This window comes from Paenibacillus foliorum (assembly GCF_013141765.1).
Classification (GTDB): Bacteria; Bacillota; Bacilli; order Paenibacillales; family NBRC-103111; genus Paenibacillus_S; species Paenibacillus_S foliorum.
Genome location: NZ_WHOD01000124.1, coordinates 1 through 877 on the forward strand (window position 1 = coordinate 1; position 877 = coordinate 877).

The following is an 877-nucleotide window of genomic DNA, read 5'->3' on the forward strand; positions in this document are numbered from 1 at the left end:
TGAACTTACTTGGTATGAAAAACTTTTCACAATTATTTGGTTCTCAATCAAAAAAACATTTCCTTCCATATTTCGTTGAATATAATCCAGTAATCCTGCTTTCGTACATATTGAGCACCATCTCTTTTACCATTGTTTAAAATGATTCTAATCTCAATATGCAAAGTAGCGATAATTGCTTATGTGAATAAACTCATCCACTGGATTTTTTCCATTTTAACTACTAAGGAAGTGTTCCGTTTAGAGTAAGTGGCAAGAATTAGAAATATATGGAATGTACTTCCGTGCATTATAGGACGGTTCTTCCCTATGCACTTTTTTAAAGCAAACCAAATTTATTCACGAATATGCGCTTATGTTTGTGTCGTTTGACAACTGGGTTTTTGGAGATCGACTTCATAATACCTGCCAATGGAACGTACTCGTCATCATACATTACCAAAGAAAGCTGACTGGAGGCATACTCTTGTTTGTTTTATAATTACCACAATTTGGTCGAACCTATTACGGACTCAAACCGCCATAACATCACGAAAAATATACAATTAATATAGTAGACAAACATATAAGGGGTCACGTCGTGAAAGAGAAAAAGCCACTCATTTTCTGGTTTATTCCGCTAATGATTTTAGGGTTGGGAGCGCTTCCAAGCGTTAGAGAAAGCTTTTGGTGGGAAGCGCTTGGGGCACTCCTATTTGTGATTTTCATCGTTATTTACGGTTGGTCTTGGCTTGATGCGGTTCAGGAACAACGTAAATTATTTAAAGAAGCTGAGCAGGCAACGATTCAAGAAAACAGCACAAATACTGGGCCTTACCGTAAGTCATCTTAGATGGCTATGGAATAACTCCTTATTCTCATTCTACAGAAAACAGGC

At 36.9% G+C, this 877-nt stretch carries 1 protein-coding gene; it reads left to right on the top strand.

From position 1 onward, the window contains the following. Nucleotides 1-580: 580 nt before the first annotated feature. Nucleotides 581-832: a hypothetical protein gene (locus GC093_RS32510; RefSeq protein WP_171656115.1), complete on the top strand. Its 252-nt coding sequence runs from the start codon at nt 581-583 to the stop codon at nt 830-832. Nucleotides 833-877 lie beyond the last annotated feature (45 nt).